The sequence below is a fragment of the Halobaculum litoreum genome (assembly GCF_030127125.1).
GTDB lineage: Archaea > Halobacteriota > Halobacteria > Halobacteriales > Haloferacaceae > Halobaculum > Halobaculum litoreum.
The window spans coordinates 1144575-1160877 of the sequence record NZ_CP126156.1 but is presented as its reverse complement, the minus strand read 5'-3'; the positions used below and the strand labels follow the sequence as shown (position 1 = coordinate 1160877).

The window sequence follows — 16303 nt, the reverse complement described above, 5'->3', positions numbered from 1 at the left end:
CCGCCGGGATCACGCCGCCGGCGACGCCACGGCTATTGGGGTCGTCGACGGAGGTACGGTATGTCGAACACCATCGACCCGGCGGCTCGGATCGGCCGCGTCACGCTCGCCGTCTCCGACCTCGACGCCGTCGTCGCGTTCTATCGCGACGTCGTCGGCCTCACCGTCCGCGAGCGCGACGACGACCGCGCCAGCCTCGGGACCGCCGACGCGACGCTGCTGGAACTCGACCGTGACCCCGAGGCCGGACCCCGACCGGCGGACGCCGCGGGGCTGTTCCACACCGCGTTCCTGTACCCGTCCCGCGGGGCACTCGGCGACGCGCTCGCCCGTGCCCGTGAGGCGGGGGCCCGGATCGGCGGCGCCTCCGACCACCGCGTCAGCGAGGCGCTGTACCTCCGCGACCCCGAGGGGAACGGCGTCGAGTTGTACCGCGACCGCCCGCGCGAGGCGTGGCCCGAGACCGACGGGCGCGTCGAGATGGACACGCTCCCGCTCGACGTGGCGTCGCTACTCACCGACCGCGCGGGCGAGTTCGACACCGCAGGCGACCCGGCCCCCGACGACACGACCGTCGGCCACGTCCACCTCGAAGTGACCGACCTCGACGCGGCGGAGGCGTTCTACGTCGACGCGCTCGGGTTCGACGTGCGCCAACGCTGGGAGGCCGAGGCGCTGTTCGTCGCCGCGGGTGGCTACCACCACCACGTCGGCTTGAACACGTGGAACGACCGGACCGCACCCGCGACCGGACGCGGGCTCCGCGAGTTCGAGGTCGTCGTCTCCGACGGGACGGCGCTCGGTGCAGTCCGATCCGGACTCGCCGACGCCGGGGTCGCGTTCCGCGCCGACGGCGACGCGCTCGTCGCGTCCGGCCCGGACGGCGTCTCGGTCCGCGTGCTCGTCGACTGATCCGAGGGGCCCCTTCCGTGCCGCCTCGTCGCTGGAGGTTCGTCTCGGCTCACCCATTTTGTATCGCAGTATGAGGTGTACGACTACGATCGGGCCTTCCCTGCGCGAGGTGCCCGGGGACCGAGAAACGGCCAGCAACGCCGCTCGCGGACGGGGTGGCGGCTGAAGAACGGTCGTCGAGTCGGCGTTACCGGATCTTCGTGCCGACCGGGGAGTCGCCGTACGTCGTCAGCAGGTCGGCGTCCTCGCCCGCGGCCAGCAGCATGCCGTTCGACTCGTGGCCGAACAGTTCGGCCTTCTCCAGGTTCGCGACGACGACGACCTTCGTGCCGGGGAGGTCGTCGACGTCGTGGAGCTGTTTGATGCCGGCGACGATCTGGCGCTCCTCGAGGCCGATGTCGACGGTGAGTTTCACGAGGTTGTCGGAGTCCTCGATCGGCTCTGCGGCGACGATCTCGGCGACGCGCAGGTCGAGGCCCTGGAACTCGTCGAAGCTGATGCGGTCGTCGGCGACGGGCTCGATGTCGCTCACGTCACCTTCGCCGTCCGCGTCCGACTCGTCGGTTTCGGTTCCGGCGTCGTCGGCGGTCGCCTCGGCGACCCGCGCCGCGAGCTTCTCGTTGAGTTCTTCGACGCGCTCGGCCTCGATCTTCTCGTACAGTTCCGCGGGTGCGCCGAAGTCGCGCGGCGGCGCCTCCAGCGCGGCGTCGACCGTCACGTCGTGGACGGAGCCGTCCTCGCCGAGTTGGTCCCACAACTCCTCGCTCGTGTCGGGGGCGATGGGTTCGAAGAGGACGGCGACCGCCTTCGCGATCTGGACGCAGTCGCGGATCACCTGCGCGGCGGCCTCGTCGTCCTCGCCGACGAGGTTCCACGGCTCCTCGCGCTGGATGTACTCGTTGCCGAAGCGGGCCAACTCGACCGTCGCGTTGCCGACCGCGCGGACGGAGTAGTCGTTCACGCCGGCTTCGAAGTCGTCGATCGCCTCCCGAACGCGGGCCTCGACCTCCTCGCTCACGTCCGCCTCGGGCGTCCCCTCGAAGTTGCGGTGGGCGAACAGCAGCGAGCGGTAGATGAAGTTACCGACCGTGCCCACGAGTTCGTTGTTGACACGGTCGCGGAACTTCTCCCACGAGAAGTCGACGTCCTGCTGGAACCCGCCGTTGGTGGCGAGGTAGTAGCGCAGCAGGTCCGGGTGGAACCCCTCGTCGAGGTACTCGCGGGCCCACACCGCCCGGTTGCGCGAGGTCGAGAACCCCTTGCCGCCGAGCGTCATGAACCCGCTCGCCAGCACCGCGCGCGGCTCGACGTAGTCGGCGACCTCCAGCATCGCCGGCCAGAAGATGGTGTGGTGCTGGATGATGTCGCGCCCGATGACGTGGACGATCTCGCCGTCCTCGCGCCACGCCTCCGCCCAGTCGTACTCGTCGGCGCCGACGCGCTCGGTGTACTGTTTCGTCGAGGCGATGTACTCGATGGGCGCGTCGACCCACACGTACAGGACGAGGTCGTCCTCCCCCGGGTAGTCGAACCCCCAGTCGAGGTCGCGCGTGATACACCAGTCCTGCAGCCCGTCTTCGAGCCACTGGCGGGGCTGGTTGCGGGCGTTCGAGGTGCCCTCGAGCCGGTCGAGGAAGCCGTCGAGGTACTCGGACAACTCGGAGACCTCGAAGAACTTGTGTGCGCGGTCGCGGTACTCGGCGGGGTTGCCCGAGATGGTCGAGACGGGGTCTTCGATCTCGCCGGGCTCGAGGTGGCGCCCGCACCCCTCGTCGCACTCGTCGCCGCGGGCGTGCTCGCCGCAGTACGGACACGTCCCCTCGACGTAGCGGTCGGGGAGCGGCTGTTCGTCGACCGGGTCCCACGCGACCTTGATCTCCTTCTCGTACACGTACCCCTCGGCCTCCAGTCGCTCGACGATGTCGTACGTGAGTTCGCGGTTCGTGTCGTCGTGGGTGTGGCCGTAGTTGTCGAACTCGACGCCGAACTTCGGGAACGTCTCGGCGTACTGCTCGTGCCACTCCAGCGCGAACGCCTCGGGGTCGACGCCTTCCTCGATCGCCTGCACGGCGATGGGGGTGCCGTGCATGTCCGACCCGCAGACGAACGCGGTCTGCTGCCCGAGCGATTCGAGCGCGCGCGAGTACACGTCGCCGCCGACGTACGTGCGGAGGTGGCCGATGTGCAGGTCGCCGTTCGCGTACGGCAGGCCGCACGTCACCACCGCGGGCGCGCCCGTCGGGAACGCCTCGTGTGTGGCTTGGTGGTCGCTCATGGATGTCGTGTGGTGGATGCGGGCCTAAAGCCCGCCGAATCGGGCGAGGGTCCCCGCCGTGGGCGTCGTCGAGACCGTCCCGCCCCCCGGGCTTCACGGCCGGTGGAGGCCGACGCCGTCGACACCGCGAGCCCGGACCCGGTCGAGGCGGCGACCGGCTGGAGCATCGGCGGCGTCCCGCCGTTCGGCCGCGACGAGTCGCTTCCGACGTACCCCGACGACTCGCTGCTGGACCACGACCGGATCTGGGGGCCGCAGGGACGCCGGACGCCGATTTCGCGCTGTCTCCGGCGGTATCCGCCGGATCGCGTCGCCCACGGTCGTGTCGACGTTCGAGTGGCATAAACCGCCCGCCGCGATATCGAATCGGCGACCCGCGGCCGAGTCGAACCGTTCAACACCGCGCCGGTCGTCACTGCGGCCGTGACCATCATCGACTCGCTCCCGTCGCGAGGGCTCCGTTCGGCCGAACTGGAGGCGCTGCGCGAGGCCGACAGCGTCACCGAGGCCGCGCCGCTCGGCGTCGACGACGACGACATCCGGGCGTTGGCCGTGCAGGCCGGCGACACCATCTTCGGCCTCGGCTACGACCCGGACGACGGGTGGTCGGTCGTCGACAGCCGCGAGGCGGGCGACCCGGCGGACCTCGCGGCGGTCCGCGACGCGCTGAAGAACTGGGAGGCGCGGCGGGCGGCGACGGCGCCGACCGACGACGCGGACCCGGGCGACCGGTGACGTCGTGACACGCGATTGTCCGATGTAACCCGGTTCGGATCCGAACCGCTATTAGCGGGGCGGGTGTATGGAGGAGCGATGGCAGTAGAAGAACCGCGGTCGACGGAGTCCGCCGGGTCGCTCGACGCCGGGCCGTGTCCGGTGGTCGACGCGCTCGAACAGGTCGGGTCGAAGTGGCGGCTGGTGGTGCTGCACGACCTCCTCGACGGCGAGAAGCGGTTCAACGAACTGAAGCGGTCGACGGACGCGAGCGCGCGGACGCTGTCGCGCGTGCTCGACGACCTGCGCGAGATGGAGTTCGTCGAGAAGCGGATGGAACCGGACGCCCCGGTGGCGACGTACTACTCGCTGACGCCGAAGGGCGAGTCGCTGTCGGTGGTGTTCCGCGAGGTCGAGTCGTGGGCCGGCGAGTGGCTCGACACCTGCGACGCGTAGGCCGCCGGCCGAACCGCGGGGGTTTATTCGTCCCCGTCTCGCCAGCCGAACCGATGCACCGATGAGCGGCGACGACGCTGGCGGGACGCCGGGGACCGACGACGCCTTCGAGACGACCCACGTGGTGAGCGTCGGCGACGCGCGCGCGCTCCCGCTGCCGGACGACAGCGTCGACCTCGTCGTCACGTCGCCGCCGTACCCGATGGTCGAGCAGTGGGACGACCTGTTCGCGGCGTTGGAGCCCCGCGTCGGCGAGGCGCTCGCGACCGCGGGCGAGGACGACGACCCGGCGGCCGCCGAGCGCGCGTTCGCGGCGATGCACGAGGCGCTGGCGCCGGCGTGGGCGGAGGTCGCGCGCGTCCTCGCGCCCGGGGGTCGCCTGCGTCGACGTCGGCGACGCCACCCGGTCGATCGGCGGCCGCTTTCGCCTGTGGGACAACGCGACCCGCGTCGCCGACGCGCTCGGCGCGAACGGGCTCGACCGGCTCCCGGGCGTGTTGTGGCGCAAGCCGACGAACGCGCCGACGAAGTTCATGGGCAGCGGGACGCTCCCGCCGAACGCCTACGTCACCCTCGAACACGAGCACGTCCTCGTGTTCCGCAACGGCGACGGCCGGTCGTTCGCCGCCGGCGACGACGCGCGGTACGCCTCGGCGTACTTCTGGGAGGAGCGCAACCGGTGGTTCTCCGACACCTGGGACGACCTCCGCGGCGCCGACCAGTCGCTCGACGCCGGCGCGCCCCGCGAGCGCTCGGCGGCCTTCCCGTTCGAGCTGCCGTACCGCCTGATCGCGATGTACTCGACGTACGGGGACCGCGTGCTCGACCCGTTCTGGGGCACGGGAACGACGACGCTGGCGGCGATGGCGGCCGGCCGCGACTCCGTCGGCGTCGAGCGCGACCCGCGGTTCGCGGCGGCCTTCGACGACCGCGCGGCGCGGCTGCCGGCGGTCGCGACCGAGCGCGGACGGCGTCGGCTGCGCGACCACCGGGCGTTCGTCGCCGGGCGCGCGGAGCCGCCGGGGTACGAGGCGACCCACTACGACTTCCCGGTCGTCACGAAGGCAGAACGGGAGATCCGCGTGTACACCGCCGACGCCGTCTCGCCGACGCCGGGCGGCTACCGTGTCCGCCACCGCGCGCTCGACGGCGAGGAGTGAGCGGCCGCGACGACTCGCCCGGCGGGCGCCTCAGAACAGACCGAGCGTGAGCGAGCCGACGCCGAACAGCGCGAGCGTGACGAGCAGGCGGCCGACGCTGCCGACGAACGTCGCGGCGGCGAAGCGGACGTAGTCGCGCTCCAGCACCGCGAACGCGTAGATGGAGAGCGTGTCGGGGAAGAACGGGACACACAGGGCGATGGCGAGGCCGGCGTAGCCGTAGCGGCGCGCCAGCTCGACGGTCGCGCTCTCGGACCACTCGATCACGTCGAACCGGGAGTTGCGGAGCCACCGGATGACCGGCCCGGACTCCTTGGCCTCCTGCCCGATGTGGAACGCGAACACGGAGCCGGCGGCCTTCCCGAGCCCGGAGACGATCATGATGACGGTGAGCTTCGCCCACTGCGGCAAGCCGAGGTCGAGCGGCGCCAGCAACACGATCTCGCTGACGCCGGGGAGCGCGAACGCGATCAGGAACGAGTAGACGAAGATGATCCCCAGCCCCGTCCACCCGGTCGCGGTCTCGACGAGGCGCTGGAGCCAGTCGAACGTCGGCCACCACTCGGGCATCGCGACGAGGGCCGTCGATCCGAGGAGGTCGAGCGCCGGCGCGAGCACGCCGACCGGCGGCGCGGCGGGGACGGGTGTCACGTGCTGAACCCGGTCGTACCCGAGAATAAGTCCGGTGGTTCCCGGCGAGGGTTCGTGTCGGGTCGCCGTCCGGTCGGCTACAGCAGGTCGTCGACGTCGTCGAGGAACGCCCGCAGCGACCCCCGGGAGACGTGCGGCATCACGACGACGCGGGCCTCGCCGGCGCCCGTGCGCGAGAGCCGCCACCCCCGCTCGCGGACGGCGGCGAACACCGACTCGGGGAGGTCGAACGCGACCAACGGGAGCTCCGGCTCGAAGACCGGCACGTCGCGTCCCGCGAGTTCGTCGGCGAACCACGCCGCGAGGTCGCTCGCCCGCTCGTACTCCGCGCGGTAGCCGTCGGGCCACAGTTCCCCGAGCGCGGCGGCCGCGCTCGCGACGCCCGCGCCCGACCGCGTCCCCGTGAGGCTCGCCTGCGAGGCCGTCTCCAGATACGGCGTGTCGACCGCGAGCGCGTCGAGGGCGGCGCGGTCGCGCGCCAACAGGCCGCCGGCGGGCACCGCCGCGCGCCCCACCTTGTGCGGGTCGATCGTCACGGTGTCGACGCCCGCCACCTCGAACCCCCAGTCGTGCCCCGAGAAGGGGAGGTAGAACCCGCCCCACGCGGCGTCGACGTGGAGGGGGACGCCCGCGTCGGCCGCCAGGTCGGCGAGCGCGGGGATCGGGTCGACGCGGCCGTACTCGGTGGTGCCCGCGACGCCGACGAGGAGGGCGGCGTCGTCGTCGAGGGCGGCCGCCGCGGCGTCGGCGTCGGCGCGGCCGTCGTCGTCGACGGGGACGGTCCGCAACTCGACGCCCAGGACCGACGCGGCCTTGTGGAAGCTGAAGTGCGCGGACTCGGGGGCGACGACGACGGCGTCGCCCGTGCCGCCCCCGCCGGCGCGGTCGCGGGCCGACCGGACCGCCTGGAGGTTCGACTCCGTCCCGCCGCTGGTGACATAGCCGTGGGCGGCGAGCTCGCCCGGGGCGGCGGCGTCGACGGCGTCCGGGAGTCCCGTCACGCCGGCGAGGCCGGCGACGACCTCGCGCTCCAGCTCCGCGACCGACGCGTACGTCGCGGGGTCGCCGGGGTTCGTGGCGAGGAACCGCTCGGCGGCGCGCCGGGCCGCCGGGTGCGGCTCCGTGCACATCGAGGAGAGCACCCGGTCGAACGACTGCGGGCGGCGCTCGGGGACGGACGACTGCATTCGTAGGCACAACGGGCCGAGCGGTCGAAAGGGGTTCCGGTTCGTTACCGGATGTCGTCGAGGATCAGCTTCTGTTCGGTCCGCTTGACCTCGTGTTGCACGTCGCGGACGGCGTCGATGTTGGCGGAGATGCTGGTGACGCCCTTCTCGACGAGGAAGTCGACCATCGCGGGCTTGGAGCCGGCCTGCCCGCAGATGCTCGTGTCGACACCCAACTCCCGGCACGACTCGATCACGTCGCCGATGAGCGACAGCACCGCCGGGTGGAGTTCGTCGAACCGGTCGGCGACGTTGCCGTTGTTGCGGTCGACGGCGAGCGTGTACTGTGTGAGGTCGTTCGTCCCGAAGGAGGCGAAGTCGATGCCGCACGCGGCGAGTTCCTCGATGGAGAGGGCGCTCGCGGGCGTCTCGATCATCACGCCCCAGCGGCGCTTCTCGGGGTCGATGCCGACCGCTTCCATGTGCTCGACGGCCGTCTCGACGTCGCTCGCGTCGTTGACGAGCGGGAGCATCAGCTCGACGTTGTCGTACCCCATCTCGTACAGGCGCTTGAACGCCCGCAGCTCCTGTTCGAACACGTCGGGCTTGTCGAGCGAGCGGCGGATGCCGCGCCACCCGAGCATCGGGTTGTGCTCGTTCGGCTCGTGTTCGCCCCCCTCCAACTCGCGGAACTCGTCGGTGGGGGCGTCGAGCGTCCGCGCGCGGACGGGGCGCGGGTAGAACTCCTCGGCGACCTCGCGGATGCCGGCGACGAGCTCCTCGACGTACGCGTCGGCGCCGTGGTCGGCGATGTACTTCTCGGGCGTGACGCCCAGCGACAGCACCATGTGCTCGATGCGGAGGAGGCCGACGCCGTCGGCCCCGGTCGCGGCGGCGCGCTCGGCGGCCTCCGGGATGGAGACGTTCACCTTCACCTCCGTCGCGGTCATCGGCTTGACGGGGGTCTCCGGCCGGACGGCCTCGACCGGCTCGTGTTGCTCCTCGGTCTTCGTCGCCGTCCCGCGGCGGATCGTCCCCTTGTCGCCGTCGATGGTGACCGACTGGCCGTCCGACAGCGCGCTCGTCGCCGACCCGGTGCCGACGACCGCGGGGACGCCCAACTCGCGGGAGACGATGGCGGCGTGGCTGGTCATCCCGCCCTCGTCGGTGACGATGCCGACGGCGCGCTTCATCGCGGGCACCATGTCCGGCATGGTCATCTCGGTCACGATGATGTCGCCCTCGGCGACCTGGTCGAGGTGGTCGAGCTTCGTGACGATCCGGACGGTGCCGGAGACGATGCCGGGCGAGGCGCCCAGTCCGCGCAGGATCACCTCGTCGTCGGCGCCGTCGGCCGCCGCGGTCGCGGCGCCGCTCCCGTCGCCGGCGTCGACGCCGCCGTTCGTCGCGGCCTCGCGCTCCTGTCCCGACGGCGACGACGACGCGCCGGCCGCCTCGGAGATGGTGGTGATCGGCCGCGACTGGAGCATGTACACCTCGCCGTCGTACACCGCCCACTCGACGTCCTGCGGCGTGCCGTAGTGGTCCTCGACCCGCCGGCCAAGCTCGACGAGCCGTTCGATCTCGGCGTCCTCGAGCACCCGTGCGGTCCGTCGCTCCTCCTCGACCGCGCGCTCGACGGTCTCGCCGGTCTCGGGGTCCTTCTCCATCAGGAGCTTCTTGTCGGCGACGGTCACGTCCTCGACGGCGGCCGTCTCGCGGTCGACGACGTAGTTGTCCGGGGAGACGGAGCCGGAGACGACCGCCTCGCCGAGGCCCCACGCGGCCTCGATGATGATCTCCGGTTCGCCCGTCGACGGGTGGGAGGTGAACATCACGCCCGACTTCTCGGCGTCGACCATCCGCTGGACGACGACGGCGATGTCGACCTCGCTGTGGGGGAACCCCTTCTGCTGGCGGTAGTAGATGGCGCGCTGGGAGAACAGCGAGGCCCAACACTCCTTCACGCGCTCGATCAGGGCCTCCTCGCGGACGTTGAGGAACGTCTCCTGTTGGCCGGCGAAGGAGGCGTCCGGGAGGTCCTCGGCGGTCGCCGACGAGCGGACGGCGACGAACGCGTCGCCGTCGCCCATCGAGCGGTAGGCGTCGAGCACCTCCGTGCGGACCGACTCGGGCAGGTCGGTGCCGAGGATGAGGTCGCGGGCGGTCGCCTCGGCCGCGCGCAGCGCCGCCGAGTCCTCCGGGTCGATCTCCATGGCGGCGAACAGCTCCTCGTCGATGCCCGCCTCCTCGATGAACGTCCGGTAGGTGCCCGCGGTGACTACGAACCCCGGCGGCACGGGCAGGCCCGCGCCGGTCAGCTCCCCCAACGAGGCCCCCTTCCCGCCGACGGTGTCCAGGTCGTCGGCGGTGACGTCGTCCAGCCAAAGTACAGCCATTTCGTATCGGGGAAGACCGAAGACTGAACCAAGAAGGTTCCGACCGCCGCAACCGCGAAACAATCCGTACTCGGTTCCGAGTACCTATCGAGCGTTCTCCGGCCGTCTCGGGGGTGCCGGGACGCGGGCGACGGCGGGTCGCGACCGGGGGGTTTTCGACGCGCCGTCACGCAGTCGTGGCCATGAGCGACACCGCATCGAACGGTCGGGACGGCGACCCGCCCGAGGAGCCGTACCTCGCGGCCGCCGCGGCCGACCGCTGGGACGTCCTCCGGTACGAGGAGGACCACGGCCCCGTCCACCGAGTCGTCCCCGCGGGCGCGGGGTCGTCGATCGTCACCGCCTACGAGCGGCGCGGGCGCTCGCGCCGCCGGCTCGTGCTCGCGTTGGTGCCGGTCGCGGCGGTCGGCCTCCCGGCCGCCGGCTGGCTGTTCGCCGGGACGTACGGCCTCGCCGTGGGCGCCGTCGTCGCCGCCATCACGGCGGCGATCATCGTCCGGCGCCACGTCTCGGAGGACCCCGAGGACCGCACCGACGTGCCCGACGTGGTCGACGCGAGCGCCGACGCCGAGACGGCGCGCTCGTACGGGCTGGAGAACGAGGCGACCATCGGCGACGCCGAGGCGTACCTCGCGGCGAACCCGGCGGCGACGCCCGACCGGTCGCCCGAAGACGCGCTCGAGGCGGCACAACGACGGAGCCGGTGAGCGTAGCGCGGTTCGTCGCTCACGAAGGCGTTATCGGAAAACCGTACCACAGCGACGCGGATCGGAGCCGCGGCCTCAGATCTCGATGATCTCGTCGTCGGCCGAGTCGGGGACGCGGATCGACCCCTCGAACGCGGTCACGGCGTCGCCGCCGACCGACGGCGCGGCGCCGTCGACGCGCACCCGGACCGTGCCGGGCCGGTCGACGTAGTGCCCCTGTTCGAACACCAGTTCCGCGGGGGTGTCGGAGCCCGCGGCGTCGCCCGCGCCGCCGGGGACGTCGCTCGTGTCGCCGCCGCTGAACGCGGCGAAGTGGTCGAGATACGCGCCGCAGGCGCCGCTGGCGGTGCCCGTGACGGGGTCCTCGTCGATGCCGAGGCCGGGGACGAAACAGCGCCCGTGCACCGTCGACTCCGGGCCGAGCGCGTCGAACGTGAACGCGTACACGCCCGCCGCGTCGTGCTCGGCCGCGAGCGCCTCGACGGCGTCGAAGTCGGGCGCCACGTCGCCGAGGTGTTCGAGGAAGTTCACCGGCACCACGAGGAACGGCAGGCCGGCGGTGGCGTACGCGACGGGGAGCGCCGCGCCGACGTCGCGGAACGCCTCGGGCGTGACGCCCAACACGTCGCCGAGGCGGTCGTAGTCGACGTCGACCTCGTACACCGTCGGGGGGTGCTGCGTCATCCAGACGCGCCCCGCGTCGGTCACTTCGACCTCGATCTCGCCCGCGTTCGTCTCCAGTGTGTGCGTGCCGGCGTCGATCGCGCCCGTCTCGAACAGCCGCGCGTGGAGCGCGACCGTCGCGTGCCCGCACAGGTCCACCTCGGTCGTCGGCGAGAAGTAGCGCACGCGCCGGTCGGCGTCGTCCGACGGGAGGCAGAAGGCCGTCTCGCTGGCGTTCAGTTCCCGCGCGATCGCCCGCAGCTGGTCGTCGGCCAGCCCCGCGGCGTCGGGCACCACCCCGGCGACGTTCCCCGCCGTCGGCTCCGTCGTGAACGCGTCGACGAGCGCCGCCTCCCGGCGGTCGACGTCGGTCGGATCCGGCTCATCGGTCATGGCCTCCCCTCCGCCCCGGCCCGATAAAACACCCGGTGGTTCCGCGGGCGACGGCGCGCCGCCGGGTCGACGACGGCGGTGCTCCGATCCGGGCCGCCGTCGGGCGATTCCGTCCGGTCAGTCGTCGGCGACCCCGCCGAACGTGCGGTGGACCTCGTCGCCCGCCTCGGGCAACACCGGCCCCGCGGCGACGACGTCGCTGCCGAGGCGTTCGTACACCTCGCTCGACGGGAGCCAGGAGTCGCGCCCGTACAGTTCGGCGCCGCGTTCGGCGGACGTGGCGTGGACGACCGCGCCGAGGCCGACGTGGGCGATCCCGCCCGCGCACATCGGACACGGCTCGGTGCTGGTGTACATGACGAGGTCGCGGCGCTGTGCGGGCGAGAACTCGCGGGCGGCGCGGTGCGCGAGCGTCAGCTCCGGGTGGCGACGGACGTCGTTCTCGGTCTCGACGGCGTTGCGCTCGGTCATCACGACGGCGTCCTCGGCGGCGCGGACGAGTACGGAGCCGTACGGGTCGTCCCCGCGTTCGGCGGCGCTACGTGCCAACTCGATCGCCTCGCGCACGTGGTCCTCGTGGGAACAGTCTGCGAACCGCGTCGGCAGTCGCTCGGGCGGCGTTGCCATACCACCGCTTGATCGCCGGACGCCGTGTAGCTATCGGCGTCGTGTCGGCTGCCGGAACGGTTATTGCGGCCCCGACACGCGATCGATCCGTGCCCGTCGGTCCCCCGCCGATCCCTCCGATCTCCGTCGCCGTCTGGTGGTTTCCGGTCGCCGTGGCGCTGGGCGTCACGATCGCCACCTGCACCGCGCTCGCGACCGTGTACGCCGTGACCACGGACGCGTCGGCCCGCGGATCGCGACACCCGTCCCTGTGGGGGGTCGGTGCCGTCGCGGCGTGGCCGGTGCTGTTGTGGTACGTCGGCGTGTACGCCCGGCGTCGCGACCGGGACCGCCCGACGGCGCGCCGCGAGCGCGTCGCCGCGAGCGTCGCCGTCGGCGGCTGGACGGCGCTCGTCGCGGCGGTGCTGTTCGCCCCGCCGGACCCGGTCACGCAGGTGCTGTGGGCCGCCGCGGCGGCCCCGCCCGTCGCGCTCGGCTGCTACCGACTCGCCTTCGACGCGGGCGGGTCGGGCGAGTCGCCCGCCGCGTGACGGGGCGGGGCGTCGCGCCCCGACAGGACTATCCGGGACCTCACACACGCACAGGTAATGACCGACATCCACGAGGGGCAACGGGTCGCCGTGTTGGCCGACTCGCAGAACCTCTATCACTCCGCACAGAGCGTCTACTCCCGGAACGTCGACTACGCGAAGATGCTGGAGAAGGCCGTGATGGGCCGCCAGCTCACCCGCGCGATCGCGTACGTCATCCGCGCGGACTCGCCCGACGAGGAGTCGTTCTTCGAGGCGCTGCGCGACATCGGCTTCGAGACGAAGATCAAGGACATCAAGACGTTCGGCGACGGCTCGAAGAAGGCCGACTGGGACGTCGGGATCAGCCTCGACGCCGTGACGCTCGCCGACCACGTCGACACGCTCGTCCTCTGTAGCGGCGACGCGGACTTCTCGCGGCTGTGCTCGCACCTCCGCCACGAGGGCGTCCGCGTCGAGGTCGTCGCGTTCGAGGAGTCCGCGGCGGCGGACCTGAAGGCCGCGGCCGACTCGTTCATCGACATGAGCGAGCGCGAGGACACGTTCCTGCTATGAGCGGCCACACCGGCCTCGCCGACCTCCGGGTCACCGCGGACTACCAGTTCGGCGCCGGCGCGGGCGACGCGCTGTTCCCGAGCGACGACGCGGTGACCGTCCGCCGGTCGACGAGCGGCCGCCCGCGACAGGTCACCTGCGACGACGGCCGGATCGTCTCGTACGGCACCGACGGTCGCTTCACGCTGGGCGTCGAGGGCGGCCGCCGGCTCCGATCGGCGCTGCCGCACCCGAGTTACGCCGTGGTCGTCGGCGACGAGTCAGCCCCGTTCGTGCGCGACGGCAAGAACGTGTTCGCGAAGTTCGTCGGCGAGGTGGGCGCGGACGTGCGCCCGCGCGACGAGGTGGTCGTCGTCCACGAGGACGGCACCGTGCTCGGCGTCGGCCGGGCCGAGTTGGCCGCCGCGGAGATGCGGGACTTCGCGTCGGGGATGGCGGTGAAAGTGAGGTCGGGCGCCGGTCAGGAGTGACGACGCCCGGGACGCGGGCACCCGCGCACCCCGCTCGGGGAGTGTGTGGCGACCCGAACACGCGGGCCTCCCGCGTGCGGCGCTGAGGACAGCCCGGAGAAAAACTTGTCGGCAGATCGCCGTGTGGCGGCGACCCGCCGGGGGACCGCTCACAGTGCCGCCGCCGCCGCGAGGAGCCACCCGGCGAGCGCGCCGCCGTTGACGAACGGGAGCCCGGCGTGGACGCCCCGGCGGCGGTGGACGAACGCCTGGAGCGCCGCGAGCCCGACGAGCGACCCGACCAGCGGTCCCAGCACCGCGAGGTGGAACTCGCCGACGACCGGCAGCCCGGTCGCGACGAACGGGGCCGGCGCGTACAGTTCCCAGCGGGACGCGACCCCGACGCTCGCCGTCAGCATCGCGGGGAACAGCGCGTCGCCGGCGCCCAACAGCGTCGCCGCGGGGCGTCCCCCGCCGGTGACGGTGGCGGTCTCGTCGTCGTAGCCGTCGTCGGTGGGGACGACGAACATCGACGGCACGCGGAGGTCGGCGCTCGCGTCGGCCATGTCGAGCATGTGTCCGGAGCCGTACACGGCGTAGGCGTCGTACGCCGCCGCGAGCACGAGGGCGACGGCGACGTACGCCGGCGCGAGGCTCGCCCCGAACAGCGCGGCGCCGCCGGCGACGCCGACCACCGCCACGGCGTTGCGGACGGCCGGGCGGGGGACGCGCCACGCGAGCGCCGTCCCCGCCGCCGCGGCGACCGCACCGCCGACGGCGCCGAGGAACGCCGAGAGGGCGAACCACTGGGCCGCGCCGAGCGACAGGAGCATCACGCCGCGCACGAGGCGCCGGCTCGCGCCGTAGCGGACGACCGCCAGCGAGAGCGCCGTCCCGAGCGCTAGTCCGAGGACGAGGGGGACGAGCGCGTCGCCGCCCGCCCCGTAGCTGACGCCGGCGTCGGCGAGCCGCGGAGCCGCCGCCAGCGCGAGCAGTTGCACCGCGAGGAACAGGGCGCCGACGCCGAGCGCGCCGCGCACCCGCGGGTCACGGAGGCGTGCGCCGACGGTTCGCGCCGTGGAGGGCGACGGCCCGCTCACAGGTACCGTGCGACGCCCAGCGCCTGCGCCAACGGGACGCCGGCGACGACGGCGCCGAGCAGGTAGCCGCCGATGGCGCCGCCGTTGAGGAGGGGGAGCCCGGCGTGCGGGCGGCCCTTCAGCACCATCCGGAGGAGCACGGCCAGCCCGACGAACGTGCCGACGATGGACGTCAGCGCCGGCAGCCCCATCGCGGGGACGTACGGGAGGCCGAACGCCTGCTGGGGGAGCCAGAACGCCGCGGAGGCGGCCATCACGGCGGGCATCACCGCGTCACCGAGGCCGATGAAGAAGACGTCCCGCTCTGCCTCGTCGGTCCCCTCCGTGGCGCCCTCGGTCGCGTCCTCCGCGAGGAGGGAGTACGACCACTCCAGCGGGATGACGAGCACGACCGGGATGTTGAGGTCGAGCACGCCCTCCGCGAGGTCGAGCATGTGCTCGGTGCCGTACACCGAGATCGCGTCGTACACGGCCAGCACCGTGAGCAGCACGATGGCCGGGAGCAGCCCGAAGGAGATGCCGAACAGCCCCGCCGCCCCCGCGCCCATCAGGGCGCCCGCCGAGTCGATGACGTACCACTCGGGGTAGACGAGCAGCGCGACGGCGACGAGGCCCGCCGCGAGCAGCGCCGCGGTCCCCGGCAGGAACACCGAGAACACGTACCACGACAGCAGGCCCGACGAGCCGACGATGACGAGGCGAACCGCCCAGTCGAAGTCGTACTTGAACGCCGCGAGCATCAGCGCGGTGACGACGAGGATGGCGCCGAGGTACAGCGCCGAGTTGGTCGGGTTCTGCGGGTCCTCGACCGTCTGGTACCCCGCCGCCTCGAACGTGGGCGCCAGCGACACCGCGCCGACGTGGACGACGAGGAACAACAGCCCCGCGAGGAGGACGCCGCGGAGCGAGCGCGTGTTCATCGCCCGAGGGTTGACGTGCCCCCCGTTTGGGGGTTGTGGTTCCGGGGCTGTCCCGCTCCCGACCGCCACGAGCGGCGCGCTTCGCCCGACGGCGCGGCAGCCGCGGGATCGCCGCCGCCGCCACATTTCGTATAGCGCGGAGGAGTTTACCGCCCGGGATCGAGTATCCGACCGTTCGCCGCTCGAATCGTCCGATATCAAGCGATACGGCCACTACGGGCGGCGTTCGGATGTCTGACGCAGGTTTATCCCGATGGAGGCTTGTCACGGTGTATGGGAAACCGGGTCGACGACCTCGAGAAACAGGTCGCTGAGCTGCAGGCCGCGGTCGACGGACTGACCGAGGAACTGGTCGAGTCGAAAGAGCGGATCGCACAGTTGGAGCGGTCGACGGAGGTCGAGGAGCCCGCGTCGCCGAACCGCAACCCGAACGCCGAGTTCGTGCCGAACGAGTCGGCCGCCAACGGGGAGGCGGCCGACGGCGAGAACGGCGCGGTCATGGCCGACGAGGAGAACGAGGCACAGCAGGCGGCACGAGGCGCCGACGGGGAGACCGTCGACGAGTCGGACTCGTCCGAGGACGACTCCGACGACATCATCGTCGCGTAAGCGGACCGCGGGCGCCC

At 72.4% G+C, this 16303-nt stretch carries 17 protein-coding genes and 1 pseudogene; 10 read left to right on the top strand and 8 right to left on the bottom strand.

Going from position 1 to position 16303, the window contains the following annotated elements; all coding sequences use genetic code 11:
- Positions 1-60: 60 nt before the first annotated feature.
- Positions 61-912 carry a VOC family protein gene (locus P0R35_RS06245; RefSeq protein WP_284014339.1) on the top strand — a complete coding sequence of 284 codons (852 nt, stop codon included), beginning with the start codon at positions 61-63 and terminating at the stop codon, positions 910-912.
- Positions 913-1099: 187 nt separating this feature from the next.
- On the opposite strand, the gene metG is transcribed toward P0R35_RS06245, so the two are convergent.
- Positions 1100-3187, bottom strand: a complete 2088-nt coding sequence (metG, locus tag P0R35_RS06240; RefSeq protein ID WP_284014338.1) for a methionine--tRNA ligase — start codon at positions 3185-3187, stop codon at positions 1100-1102.
- Positions 3188-3289: 102 nt separating this feature from the next.
- Between metG and P0R35_RS06235 the strand changes: the two genes are divergently transcribed.
- The 4 genes and pseudogenes from P0R35_RS06235 (at position 3290) to P0R35_RS06220 (ending at position 5517) form a co-directional block, all read left to right on the top strand.
- Entirely contained in the window at positions 3290-3532 is a 243-nt protein-coding gene (locus tag P0R35_RS06235; RefSeq protein WP_284014337.1) for a YbaK/EbsC family protein, read from the top strand.
- Positions 3533-3610: 78 nt separating this feature from the next.
- The gene (locus tag P0R35_RS06230) at positions 3611-3922 is read left to right on the top strand and encodes a DUF7964 domain-containing protein (protein ID WP_284014336.1); all 312 of its coding nucleotides are present in this window, start codon (positions 3611-3613) and stop codon (positions 3920-3922) included.
- 78 nt (positions 3923-4000) lie between these two features.
- The gene (locus P0R35_RS06225) at positions 4001-4357 is read left to right on the top strand and encodes a winged helix-turn-helix transcriptional regulator (protein ID WP_284014335.1); all 357 of its coding nucleotides are present in this window, start codon (positions 4001-4003) and stop codon (positions 4355-4357) included.
- Positions 4358-4418: 61 nt separating this feature from the next.
- A pseudogene (locus tag P0R35_RS06220) lies at positions 4419-5517 on the top strand (DNA-methyltransferase).
- 30 nt (positions 5518-5547) lie between these two features.
- Here the strand turns inward: P0R35_RS06220 and P0R35_RS06215 are convergent.
- The 3 genes from P0R35_RS06215 to ppsA all read right to left on the bottom strand — a co-directional run bounded on the left by P0R35_RS06215 (position 5548) and on the right by ppsA (position 9733).
- Positions 5548-6087: a YqaA family protein gene (locus P0R35_RS06215; RefSeq protein WP_284014573.1), complete on the bottom strand. Its 540-nt coding sequence runs from the start codon at positions 6085-6087 to the stop codon at positions 5548-5550.
- 158 nt (positions 6088-6245) lie between these two features.
- Entirely contained in the window at positions 6246-7355 is a 1110-nt protein-coding gene (mfnA, locus tag P0R35_RS06210) for a tyrosine decarboxylase MfnA (RefSeq protein ID WP_284014334.1), read from the bottom strand.
- Between the two features lie 44 nt (positions 7356-7399).
- On the bottom strand, positions 7400-9733 hold the full coding sequence (gene ppsA, locus P0R35_RS06205) for a phosphoenolpyruvate synthase (RefSeq protein ID WP_284014333.1): 2334 nt from the start codon (positions 9731-9733) through the stop codon (positions 7400-7402).
- A gap of 182 nt (positions 9734-9915) precedes the next feature.
- On the opposite strand from ppsA, the gene P0R35_RS06200 reads away from it, so the two are divergent.
- Positions 9916-10440, top strand: a complete 525-nt coding sequence (locus tag P0R35_RS06200) for a hypothetical protein (protein ID WP_284014332.1) — start codon at positions 9916-9918, stop codon at positions 10438-10440.
- Positions 10441-10515: 75 nt separating this feature from the next.
- Here P0R35_RS06200 and P0R35_RS06195 read toward each other — a convergent pair whose 3' ends face one another.
- Together P0R35_RS06195 and P0R35_RS06190 are read right to left on the bottom strand one after the other, a co-directional pair.
- Positions 10516-11496 (bottom strand): PhzF family phenazine biosynthesis protein, encoded by a 981-nt coding sequence (locus P0R35_RS06195; RefSeq protein WP_284014331.1) that lies wholly within the window; start codon positions 11494-11496, stop codon positions 10516-10518.
- A 117-nt stretch (positions 11497-11613) separates the two neighbouring features.
- Complete coding sequence (locus P0R35_RS06190) at positions 11614-12123, bottom strand: nucleoside deaminase (protein ID WP_284014330.1); 510 nt, start codon at positions 12121-12123, stop codon at positions 11614-11616.
- Between the two features lie 89 nt (positions 12124-12212).
- Here P0R35_RS06190 and P0R35_RS06185 point away from each other — a divergent pair, with 89 nt between their 5' ends.
- From P0R35_RS06185 to P0R35_RS06175, 3 genes are read left to right on the top strand one after another with little or no spacing between them, the layout of a single operon-like run.
- Complete coding sequence (locus P0R35_RS06185; RefSeq protein ID WP_284014329.1) at positions 12213-12653, top strand: hypothetical protein; 441 nt, start codon at positions 12213-12215, stop codon at positions 12651-12653.
- 57 nt (positions 12654-12710) lie between these two features.
- Entirely contained in the window at positions 12711-13208 is a 498-nt protein-coding gene (locus P0R35_RS06180; RefSeq protein WP_284014328.1) for a LabA-like NYN domain-containing protein, read from the top strand.
- A complete protein-coding gene (locus P0R35_RS06175; protein WP_284014327.1) occupies positions 13205-13678 on the top strand; it encodes a PUA domain-containing protein in 474 nt (157 codons plus the stop codon). Before P0R35_RS06180 ends, P0R35_RS06175 begins: the two co-directional genes overlap by 4 nt.
- Before the next feature lie 149 nt (positions 13679-13827).
- Here the strand turns inward: P0R35_RS06175 and P0R35_RS06170 are convergent, their stop codons facing one another.
- Both P0R35_RS06170 and P0R35_RS06165 read right to left on the bottom strand, forming a co-directional pair.
- On the bottom strand, positions 13828-14757 hold the full coding sequence (locus P0R35_RS06170; protein WP_284014326.1) for a presenilin family intramembrane aspartyl protease PSH: 930 nt from the start codon (positions 14755-14757) through the stop codon (positions 13828-13830).
- On the bottom strand, positions 14754-15677 hold the full coding sequence (locus tag P0R35_RS06165) for a presenilin family intramembrane aspartyl protease PSH (protein WP_284014325.1): 924 nt from the start codon (positions 15675-15677) through the stop codon (positions 14754-14756). The genes P0R35_RS06170 and P0R35_RS06165 overlap by 4 nt, the downstream gene beginning before the upstream one ends.
- Before the next feature lie 273 nt (positions 15678-15950).
- Here P0R35_RS06165 and P0R35_RS06160 point away from each other — a divergent pair, with 273 nt between their 5' ends.
- Positions 15951-16286: a DUF7518 family protein gene (locus tag P0R35_RS06160; protein WP_284014324.1), complete on the top strand. Its 336-nt coding sequence runs from the start codon at positions 15951-15953 to the stop codon at positions 16284-16286.
- The last annotated feature ends 17 nt before the right edge of the window (positions 16287-16303 follow it).

What these genes read in the sequence shown, in the direction of transcription:
- P0R35_RS06245 (WP_284014339.1), top strand. Translation starts at nt 61, where the DNA reads ATGTCGAACACCATCGACCCGGCGGCTCGGATCGGCCGCGTCACGCTC.
- metG (WP_284014338.1), bottom strand. Translation starts at nt 3,187, where the DNA reads ATGAGCGACCACCAAGCCACACACGAGGCGTTCCCGACGGGCGCGCCC.
- P0R35_RS06225 (WP_284014335.1), top strand. Translation starts at nt 4,001, where the DNA reads ATGGCAGTAGAAGAACCGCGGTCGACGGAGTCCGCCGGGTCGCTCGAC.
- P0R35_RS06215 (WP_284014573.1), bottom strand. Translation starts at nt 6,087, where the DNA reads ATGCCCGAGTGGTGGCCGACGTTCGACTGGCTCCAGCGCCTCGTCGAG.
- mfnA (WP_284014334.1), bottom strand. Translation starts at nt 7,355, where the DNA reads ATGCAGTCGTCCGTCCCCGAGCGCCGCCCGCAGTCGTTCGACCGGGTG.
- ppsA (WP_284014333.1), bottom strand. Translation starts at nt 9,733, where the DNA reads ATGGCTGTACTTTGGCTGGACGACGTCACCGCCGACGACCTGGACACC.
- P0R35_RS06200 (WP_284014332.1), top strand. Translation starts at nt 9,916, where the DNA reads ATGAGCGACACCGCATCGAACGGTCGGGACGGCGACCCGCCCGAGGAG.
- P0R35_RS06195 (WP_284014331.1), bottom strand. Translation starts at nt 11,496, where the DNA reads ATGACCGATGAGCCGGATCCGACCGACGTCGACCGCCGGGAGGCGGCG.
- P0R35_RS06190 (WP_284014330.1), bottom strand. Translation starts at nt 12,123, where the DNA reads ATGGCAACGCCGCCCGAGCGACTGCCGACGCGGTTCGCAGACTGTTCC.
- P0R35_RS06180 (WP_284014328.1), top strand. Translation starts at nt 12,711, where the DNA reads ATGACCGACATCCACGAGGGGCAACGGGTCGCCGTGTTGGCCGACTCG.
- P0R35_RS06175 (WP_284014327.1), top strand. Translation starts at nt 13,205, where the DNA reads ATGAGCGGCCACACCGGCCTCGCCGACCTCCGGGTCACCGCGGACTAC.
- P0R35_RS06165 (WP_284014325.1), bottom strand. Translation starts at nt 15,677, where the DNA reads ATGAACACGCGCTCGCTCCGCGGCGTCCTCCTCGCGGGGCTGTTGTTC.
- P0R35_RS06160 (WP_284014324.1), top strand. Translation starts at nt 15,951, where the DNA reads ATGGGAAACCGGGTCGACGACCTCGAGAAACAGGTCGCTGAGCTGCAG.